Source organism: Microcystis sp. LSC13-02 (genome assembly GCA_002282935.1).
GTDB lineage: Bacteria > Cyanobacteriota > Cyanobacteriia > Cyanobacteriales > Microcystaceae > Microcystis.
The window spans coordinates 1-9,346 of the sequence record MTBT01000320.1 but is presented as its reverse complement, the minus strand read 5'-3'; the positions used below and the strand labels follow the sequence as shown (position 1 = coordinate 9,346).

The following is a 9,346-nucleotide window of genomic DNA, read 5'->3' as shown; positions in this document are numbered from 1 at the left end:
AGAGCGAACTAATCAATTAAATCTCTTGCCAGATAAGGATTTAGTCAATTTATGTCACCCGATCGAACCATACCAAGTAACGAAGAACCAGAATAAGATAGAAGGAGTAGATAATAGTAAATATCTGGAGACATCAATCAATGTTAACACCAAGACATCCTCACCCCCCCGGCGCACCCCAAAGCCCTCCTGCCAATGCACCGCAGAGTCACCCTCCTGGAATGCACCAAGCACCGGCTCCCGGAATGCACCATGCACCCCCGCTAGGTACACCGCAGCCCTTTGCACCGGCTGGGGCAGGATCTGCCAATCTACCGCGTCTAACAGAACAAGATCAAGAACTCTTAAAACAATTACTCGGTAATGATGAACAGGCCCAAGCTTTGGGGGGAATGTTACAAAACTCACCGCCAGAAATTGCCGCTTTGGGTTATTTAATCCTACGGGTTTTTGAGCGCAGTCAATCTTAGTGAGTCTGGTTCTTCGGTTGCTGATCTGCTCTGTCAGAGCAGGTTCTATACCTGTAATATGATTAGCACAAATCTTTGTGAGTGTATTTGCTCAACTGGCCTTGACCTATTTAAGTATTAAAAGCAATTGTAGCTATTTATAAATAAGGGTTCAAAATGATAGCTACCGAAGAACTATTAAACCGTTTTTTTGAGATACGAAACTTTAGTCGCTTCTTTGATTTTTTCATGAGAACAGTTTTGTTTGTGTCTAGAAGTAACTAGAATTTCTCGGTGACAGTTCTCAAACATCTACTATCTACAAAATCCTAGAGGGCTAAGAGATTATTATCTTTAAATCTTCCCAGCCAGTATAGTGCGGGGTTTTGCCGAAGATAACTGAAAAATAATTAAGCAAGGATAAAAATTGACCATGAACTCAGAACAAGAAATAAGCTCGGTTCAAAACGTTCAAACACCAGTACCATCTCCTAATCAGTCGGGAATGATGCCCTCATTACCGCCTGTGGATGCCAACAGAGGCGCACCCCATAACCAGGGTGGAGTCAGTCCCTTTATGCCGCCGTCCTTGGAGGGGGACATCGAACCACCTCCCCATCCTCCCGACGGCACGCCGTTGCCGAATGTCTGGATTTATGAAGGAGAAGCCTATGATCTCACAGAATTTATTGCCAAGCATCCAGGAGGACAATTTTTTATTGGACGCACCAAGAACAGAGATATAACCACGATTGTCAATATTTTTCATCCCAATCCCGAAAGAGTCAAAAAAGTCCTGCAAAAATATTCTCTTGGACAACAGGGAAGACCAGAGCATATTCATCCTAAATACAACGCTCCTGCCTTTTTATTTAAAGAGCATTTTAACGGTTGGAGAGATACCCCTAAATACGATTTCCGCAACCCAGAACAATTGCTGAATAAGATTAAAGCCAGAGTTTACTCTCCAGAATTTAAACAGAAAGTAGAACGCATGGATTTTCTGTTTAATGTGATCAGTATCTGTCTTTTTCTGATCTATTTTGTAGTGCAAGGGCTGTATTTAGAGGCCAGACAGTATATGCCGATTTACCTATTTGTGCCTCTCATCGCTATGCTAAGAATTGCCCTAGCAGGGGTAGGTCACTACCTAATTCATCGGCCACAAGTAGGATTAAACAAGGTATTTGCCAATATTTTTGATATTAACTACGTTCCCCTCGCTTTAGTAGTAACAGACGGTCATACTTTACTGCATCATCCCTTTACCCAGACCGATGTTGATATCAAAAAGAATGTTTTCACCTTCATGTTAGAATTGCCTCGTTTTTATCGAGTGCCAGTACATACATTTCATAAAATAGGCCATGTGGTTACGGGAATGTTTGCTCGCATTATAGAATTATGTATCCTCGCTTTTAAAGCAGGTGTTAAGGATATGTATGGCAGTTGGCAGCTGGGGTTCCCCCATTTTTTAGGTAGTTTTGGTATTCACTTATTACTATTAATCGAACTGGTTATCTTTTGTCTATACGGTCAATTTTGGGCTTGGTTAGCACAGTTTTTCCTTACCCTCTGGATTAGCACTTTTATGATTGTGGCTAGTCATGATTTTGAAGCCGAAGAACCGCCAAGAGATCCTATGGCATCACCTCAATGGGAAACCCAAGATTGGGCAGTTATGCAGATTAAAAATTCCTACGATTTGACCATGGTAGGTAATAAATATATTGACTGTTTTCTCTCGGCGGGCTTGGCTCCCCATCGGGTGCATCACGTTCTTCCCCAACAAAAAAGCGGTTTTGCCAATATCATCAGTGAAGATATTGTCCGGGAAGAATCGGAAAAATTCGGAGTTGAATGGGCGACACCTCAAAACTTCTTTTTTGACCGCCTACCAGCACTAATTAAACACTATCTAGCCGTGCCATCGCGATTAGCCAAAGAGAAAGAGTTGGGCTTATTGAAAGAACATTTTCACCCGCAAGCCTTAGGAACAACCCTAGACTACATTGTCAAAGGTTGGGCTGGTATTGGTTCAATTTGAGCCGACAAAAACCAGAAATTCTGGCGGAAAGTTTCAGAAAAATTATTCGGCATCTTGTAGATATAATCAAGACCCAGACTTTCCCCTAACTTTCTCTCGAATTGATTGACAGAAACCCTCACTATACCCAAACTGGTTCTGATATTTGCCATGCAATCTTCTCAGTTTTTACCTGTCATTGAAAGTCTCGCCACTGGCACTCCGGGCAATCTTGTCCAACAAACGGATGCCGCTAAATTTTTAGCTAACCTCAAAGGTCTAGAGAAGAATCAACATCGTATCGAAAAAATCTACCAACATACCCGGATTGACACCAGGCATCTAGCGATTAATTTATTAACCGAAGAAACTGTCAACTTTAGTCGAGAAAAGGGAACTATTGAACAACGAATGCAAATGTACGAAAAATATGGGCTTCCCCTAGCAGAAGATGTGACGAGAAGAGTGCTTTTAGCCGCATCGGAGCAACAGAAAAAGCATAATCCTTTGAGTACAGAAAAGATCGAGGATTCTATTGGTCTAATCGTATTCGTCACCAGTACAGGTTTTGTGGCTCCGGGTATAGATGCTCAATTAATTAAAAGTTTAGGACTTCGACGCAACATTGCTAGAGTGCCAGTTAATTTTATGGGTTGTGCAGCTGCGATGAATGGTTTACGAGTAGCCTGTGATCATGTAAGAGCCAACCCTGAGCATAAAGCTTTAGTGATTTGTTTAGAATTAAGTTCTATTAATGCCGTTTTTCAAGATGATTTAAATGACATTATCATTCATAGTATTTTTGGTGATGGTTGTGCGGCAGTAGTAATCGGAGCCTACGAACCAGAACAAATACAAGGTCGAGGAAAATTTATCATTCGGGATAATTTTAGTTATCTGGCCGAAAATACCGAAGACGGCATTAGCTTAGGTATTAGAGACAATGGTGTTACCTGTCTGCTGTCCCGTCAATTACCTGATTATATTGAGTCTGGTGTCGGTCGAATTATTACTAATTTTCTGAATAGTCATGAGATAACCAAGAAAGATATTGATTTGTGGGTGGTTCACCCTGGCGGGACAAAAATTATTGAAAAAGTGCAACTTTCCCTAGATTTAAATGATGAACAAGTGGCCGATAGTTGGGGAGTTCTCCGTCAATACGGCAACCTACTGAGTTGTGCGATTTTATTTGTAATGGAACGCATGATCTTAAGATTAGAACAAGGATGTGAGACGCAAGCTCTTAAACAAAATAAGAGCGGAGTTACTCGTAAAAACGCCGCATCTTTGACAGGTTTGGCCTTCTCTTTTGCCCCAGGAGTTGGTATTGAAGGAATTCTCCTAGAGAAGATTTAACCCCACTCTTGAAAATCTATCACCCGACAGGAGGACAAACTTAATGGAATTTTTGAGATTTTTGCTGGCCATATCCTGGAAACATATCACTATTGCTATCGTAGCAGGTTTAGTTAGCGGTGTTGGCAATGCTCTTTTAATTTCTTTGATTAATCGAGAAGTCCATGAGGGTCATGCGATCAATGCTCTACGAAACTTTAGTATGTTGGCGATATTTGTTATAGTAACCAGCATTATCTCGCAATTTATGCTGATTTTTCTCTCGCAGAATGCTATCTATGAACTGCGATTGAAATTGAGTAAAAATATTTTGTCCTCTCCTTTAGAACATCTAGAGAGACTGAAAGAAAATCGTCTTTTGGTTAGTTTTACCGATGATGTTCATACCCTAACTCATGCAGTGGCATCCGTGCCGAATATTTGTGTGGATTTGGCTACAGTTGTCGGCTGTTTCGTTTACTTTGCTTGGCTATCTAATGCCCTTTTCGTCTTAACAATAGCTTCTACTATTAGTGCCATCTGGTTTGTGCAAAGGATCCTGAATAAGGCCGAACGTTTATTTTTTAAGTCGAGGGAAGAAGAAGACATCCTATTTAAGCATTTTCAAGCCTTGATGGGCGGCATCAAAGAACTCAAGCTCAATCAGTCCAAAAGGCAGGCTTTCATGGAGAGGGAATTGCAGAGTAGTGCCGTCCAGCTTCGGCAACTAAATACCAAAGCGATGAAAAGATTTGCGATCGCTAACGGGTTTGGACAACTATCTCAGTTTCTCAGTTTGGGATTTATTCTGTTCATTCTACCTTTGTTTTTAGACATTCCTTTAACGATGTTAGCCGCCTATGTTTTAATTGGTACTTTCATCGCCTTGCCAATGCAGAATATGCTCAATCGCATTCCTGAATTAGTCCGGGGAAATATTGCCCTGCGAAAAATTGAAAGGATGAAATTATCTCTCTCCAGTCTCTCGGAAGCAGATACCCTAGTTTTATCCATCAGTCCCTCCTGTCAACTACAATTTCAAGCTGTCACCTATCTCTATCACCCAGAATTACCACCTTTCCCCCCCGAAGGTTTCCCCGAAGGTCATCCACCTTTCCCCCCCGAAGGCCATCCACCTTTCCCCCCCGAAGGCCTTTCTCAAGGTTTTGCCAATAGTTTACCGGCACTGGCACCAGAATCCCCCTCCTCCGAGAGGAAACCAATTCCCTTTCCATCCCATCCCCCCTATTCTCAAAAAGGCAACCCGCCACCACCGCCAAGGACAGATGAAAAGGGGTTTCTGCTCGGACCAATTAGCTTTTCTTGGCAACCAGGGGAACTGATCTTTATTATTGGCGGCAATGGCAGCGGCAAGTCAACTTTAGCTAAACTAATTACAGGACTATACCCACCCCTATCGGGAGCAATTTATCTCAATGGTAAACGTATTACCCAAGATAATGTGGAGTGGTATCGTCAACATTTCTCGGCAATTTTCTATGATTTTTACTTATTCGATAGTTTTCTTGGTTTTGATCGCCCCAATCTCGATCAAGAAGTGGAAAATTATCTGATGCAACTGCAATTAGCCCATAAAGTTACGATCAAAAATGGAGTTTTATCCACCACAGAACTATCTCAAGGACAAAGGAAACGACTGGCTTTATTAACAGCCTATTTAGAAGATCGTCCTATCTATGTGTTTGATGAATGGGCCGCCGACCAAGAACCCCGTTTTAGGGAACTATTCTATAAACAGATACTGCTACAACTGAAAGAAAGAGGAAAAATAGTTATTGTTATTAGCCATGATGATCGCTATTTTCATCTAGCCGATCACATTATTAAGCTCGATTATGGTGCTGTGGAATCGGAACAGACTGTTCAACCATCAGGTTCTCTCTAAATTAACCCGCCAGTTTCCTACTCACTATGTCAGATACTTCCTCCTTCCAAAAAGTTAACAAACAGCCCGCAATTAGCTGGGCATTGGGATTACTAACATTATTTTTAGCCATAGGTGGTAGTGTTCTCGCCTATCGTCAGTTTGGGCATACCCCCCACCAGGGTAGTTCCCGTCCGCTGCCTGTAGCCGTGGAAAAGACGGATCTAACGATCATCGTTTCCGCTAATGGCACTGTTGAACCAGAAAAAGTGGTTAATGTTAGCCCTAAAACAGCAGGGATTCTGAAAGCACTGCTAGTAGATGAGGGTTATACTGTCAAAAAAGGGCAGATAATTGCTAGAATGGACGATTCTGATTGGCAGGGTCAATTATTAGAATCCCAGGGCAAACTAGCGGCAGCCCAAGCTAATCTCCGCAAACTAATCGCTGGTAATCGTCCCCAAGAAATCGCTCAAGCCCAAGCGAAACTGGAAGAACTAGAAGCCAACCTACAAAAACTGATGGCTGGTAATCGTTATCAGGAAATTGCCCAAGAAAAAGCTCGTTTAGAAGGGCTAAAAGCCATTTTCAAAAAATCTGATGATGAATATCGTCGCAATCAGCTACTTTTCAACGAAGGAGCCATATCTCAACAGACTTTAAACGAAAAACTGGCAACCAGGGATAGCACCCAGGCTGCCGTGATTGAATCCCAAGAAAAGCTATCTCTCCTTAAAGAAGGAACTCGCTCCGAAGAAATTACCCAAGCGCAGGCGGCAGTAAGAAGTCAACAACAGGTTTTAGACCTTCTCCAAGCCGGAACAAGACAGGAGGAAATCGATCAAGCTCGGGCGGAAGTGACCACTGCTCAGGGTTCTCTACAAAATGTTAAAACTCAGATTGAGGATACCATCATTAAAGCACCCTTTGACGGGGTGGTTACTTTTGTCTATGCTGAACCGGGAGCTTTTGTGGCTCCTACTACGACCGGCAGTTCCGTATCTTCGGCCACTTCTTCCTCGATTTTATCCCTGGTTTCACAAAATGAAGTGGTCAGCAATGTAGCAGAAAAAAACATTGATAAGATCCGGGTTGGGCAAAAGGTGACGATTACAGCCGATGCTTATCCAGATAAGGTATTTCATGGACGAGTCTCTCTGATTGCCACCCAGGCAACGGTAGAACAAAATGTCACCAGTTTTGAAGTGAAAGTGACCCTAGAAGAAAAGGCGGCCAGGGAATTAAAAGCGGGAATGAATGTTTCTACCGATTTCCAAGTCGGCCAACTGAAAAACGCTTTAACCGTGCCAACTATTGCCGTTACCCGTCAGAACGAGCAAACTGGTGTTTTTGTTGGCGCACCTAACCAACCACCCCGATTTGTCCCCATTACCACTGGCGTTACTATCGGCAATCGTACCGAAGTCAAAAGCGGACTCGATGGCTCCGAACATATCTTAATTAATCCATCCTCGGACACCCGACCACCCCAGGGTTTTTCTTGGCAAAGTCTCTTTGGTGGCAGGGGGAATGAACCGGCTGCTGGTGGCCCTCCCCCCGGTACCCCACCACAGGGAGCCTCACCCCCCCCAGGTGGGCCGCTCTAATCATTCCTAATATCAACCTTGGCAGATGTTTTAAGCGGAAGGATTGGCGTTGTATGATCAGTAGGCTTGGTAAATGCAATACAGATCACAGTCTATTGTTTGATGGATATCTCCTCTCTACTCCACAGGGCAGAAAAGGCCTTACTCCCCATCTTTTCGGAAATTGACGCACAGGTCAAGGAAAATCTCCGTCAAGTCCTCGGCGCTTTCCGTGAAAACCGCGTCGGGGTGCATCATTTTGCTAGTGTTAGTGGTTATGGTCATGATGACTTGGGACGGGATACTTTAGATCAAGTGTTCGCCCAAGCCCTAGGGGCCGAAAAGGCAGCGGTGCGAGTACAATTTGTTTCAGGAACCCATGCGATCGCCTGTGCCTTGTATGGGGTTCTCCGACCGGGGGATGAAATGTTAGCGGTAGCGGGTGCGCCCTACGATACCCTAGAGGAAGTAATCGGGATTAGGGGCAGTGGTCAAGGCTCTTTAAAGGATTTTGGCGTTAGTTATCGGCAATTAGAGCTAGATTCTACCGGTGCGATCGATTGGTTGGCTTTAGAAACGGCAGTTAAACCCCAAACCCGTTTAGTACATATTCAAAGGTCTTGCGGTTATTCGTGGCGATCGAGTTTGTCTATTGACGAAATCGAGAGAATTGTCCGTATAGTTAAACAACAAAACCCGAATACGGTCTGTTTTGTCGATAATTGCTATGGAGAATTTATCAACACCAAAGAACCCACCGACTTGGGGGCAGATCTAATGGCCGGTTCTCTAATTAAAAATCCCGGAGGTACAATCGTCACGGCCGGGGGATACATAGCAGGTAAAGCGGAATTAGTGGAAATGGCCTGCTATCGTCTGACAGCACCGGGGATCGGTAGGGAGGGAGGGGCGACTTTTGACCAAAATCGTCTTCTTTATCAGGGATTGTTTCTAGCACCGCAAATGGTGGGAGAAGCGATGAAAGGCAGTCATTTAATTGCCTATGTGGGCGATAAGTTGGGTTATCCAGTCAATCCTGCTCCTTTTGTGCCTCGACGCGATATTATTCAAGCGATTAAACTCGGTTCCCCCGATAAGCTGATTGCCTTCTGTAAAGCCATTCAAGCCTATTCTCCCATCGGTTCCTACTTGGATCCCGTTCCTGCCCAAATGCCAGGCTATGAGAGCCAAGTAGTGATGGCTGGTGGCACGTTTATCGATGGTAGCACCTCGGAATTCTCCGCCGATGGACCCCTACGGGAACCCTATATCGTTTTTTGTCAGGGGGGAACCCATTGGACTCATATTTCCCTGGCCCTAGAACAAGCGATCGCTGCTTTATCTTGAATGGTTCCTCTCACCTTCCTTTTCTCCCCTAGTTAGGGTCTGCTAAAAAAGTTTTTCGGTGGGGGTTGGGGGTTGGGGGTTGGGGTAGTGGGGTGTGGGGAATTTATACTAAATCCGTTGAGTATAGGCTACATATCAAGACAGGCAAAAGGCACTCATGCAAAAGGCAAAAGGGGGGATAAATAATCAGTCTTTAATAACCGGATTTAGTATTAGGTGAAATTTCCCCATCTCCCTATTTCCCCATCTCCCTAAATCCCTATCTCCTAACTTCCCGTCTTTGTGGTTAACAAAAAGGGAACAGTCAAGGGGCAAAAGTGCCATTAATACAAGCTTTCAACATCAGTATTTATTCCTTTTTTTATTTTTGGGAAGGACTTATTGATTGATTTAGGCTCTTTTTTTGGGGTAATTCCTAATTTTTAATATCAAGTTAAATGTCTGGACATCAGGTTAATTAAGCCTAGGAAAATGAGAAAAAATATCACCTCAGTAAATTTATCTATAACTCATAACTGATAACCGAGCCAGAGCTAACTCAAACAAGAACTGCTCGGTTCGCATCTTAACTTTGTAGAAATATCGACAATCGAGAATTATCAGTGACTCTTAAATTATTACCGATCTTTGACATCCTCACCGCCGTAAACGGACGGTGATTCCCAAACCTCACGATTTAGGTTTCTGCTTCTTTCCCTTGCGGGGTTTCGCACCT

At 43.5% G+C, this 9,346-nt stretch carries 6 protein-coding genes; all 6 read left to right on the top strand.

Annotated elements, in window-relative coordinates:
- The first annotated feature begins 140 nt into the window (after positions 1 to 140).
- The 6 genes from BGL89_RS19955 to BGL89_RS19930 all read left to right on the top strand — a co-directional run bounded on the left by BGL89_RS19955 (position 141) and on the right by BGL89_RS19930 (position 8,631).
- Complete coding sequence (locus BGL89_RS19955; protein ID WP_286827275.1) at positions 141 to 470, top strand: hypothetical protein; 330 nt, start codon at positions 141 to 143, stop codon at positions 468 to 470.
- Between the two features lie 412 nt (positions 471 to 882).
- A complete protein-coding gene (locus tag BGL89_RS19950; protein WP_286827274.1) occupies positions 883 to 2,496 on the top strand; it encodes a cytochrome b5-like heme/steroid binding domain-containing protein in 1,614 nt (537 codons plus the stop codon).
- A gap of 150 nt (positions 2,497 to 2,646) precedes the next feature.
- Positions 2,647 to 3,834 (top strand): type III polyketide synthase, encoded by a 1,188-nt coding sequence (locus BGL89_RS19945; RefSeq protein ID WP_286827273.1) that lies wholly within the window; start codon positions 2,647 to 2,649, stop codon positions 3,832 to 3,834.
- Positions 3,835 to 3,877: 43 nt separating this feature from the next.
- Positions 3,878 to 5,719 carry an ATP-binding cassette domain-containing protein gene (locus tag BGL89_RS19940; RefSeq protein ID WP_286827272.1) on the top strand — a complete coding sequence of 614 codons (1,842 nt, stop codon included), beginning with the start codon at positions 3,878 to 3,880 and terminating at the stop codon, positions 5,717 to 5,719.
- A gap of 26 nt (positions 5,720 to 5,745) precedes the next feature.
- A complete protein-coding gene (locus BGL89_RS19935) occupies positions 5,746 to 7,305 on the top strand; it encodes an HlyD family secretion protein (RefSeq protein ID WP_286827271.1) in 1,560 nt (519 codons plus the stop codon).
- A gap of 102 nt (positions 7,306 to 7,407) precedes the next feature.
- A complete protein-coding gene (locus BGL89_RS19930; protein ID WP_286827270.1) occupies positions 7,408 to 8,631 on the top strand; it encodes a methionine gamma-lyase family protein in 1,224 nt (407 codons plus the stop codon).
- Positions 8,632 to 9,346 lie beyond the last annotated feature (715 nt).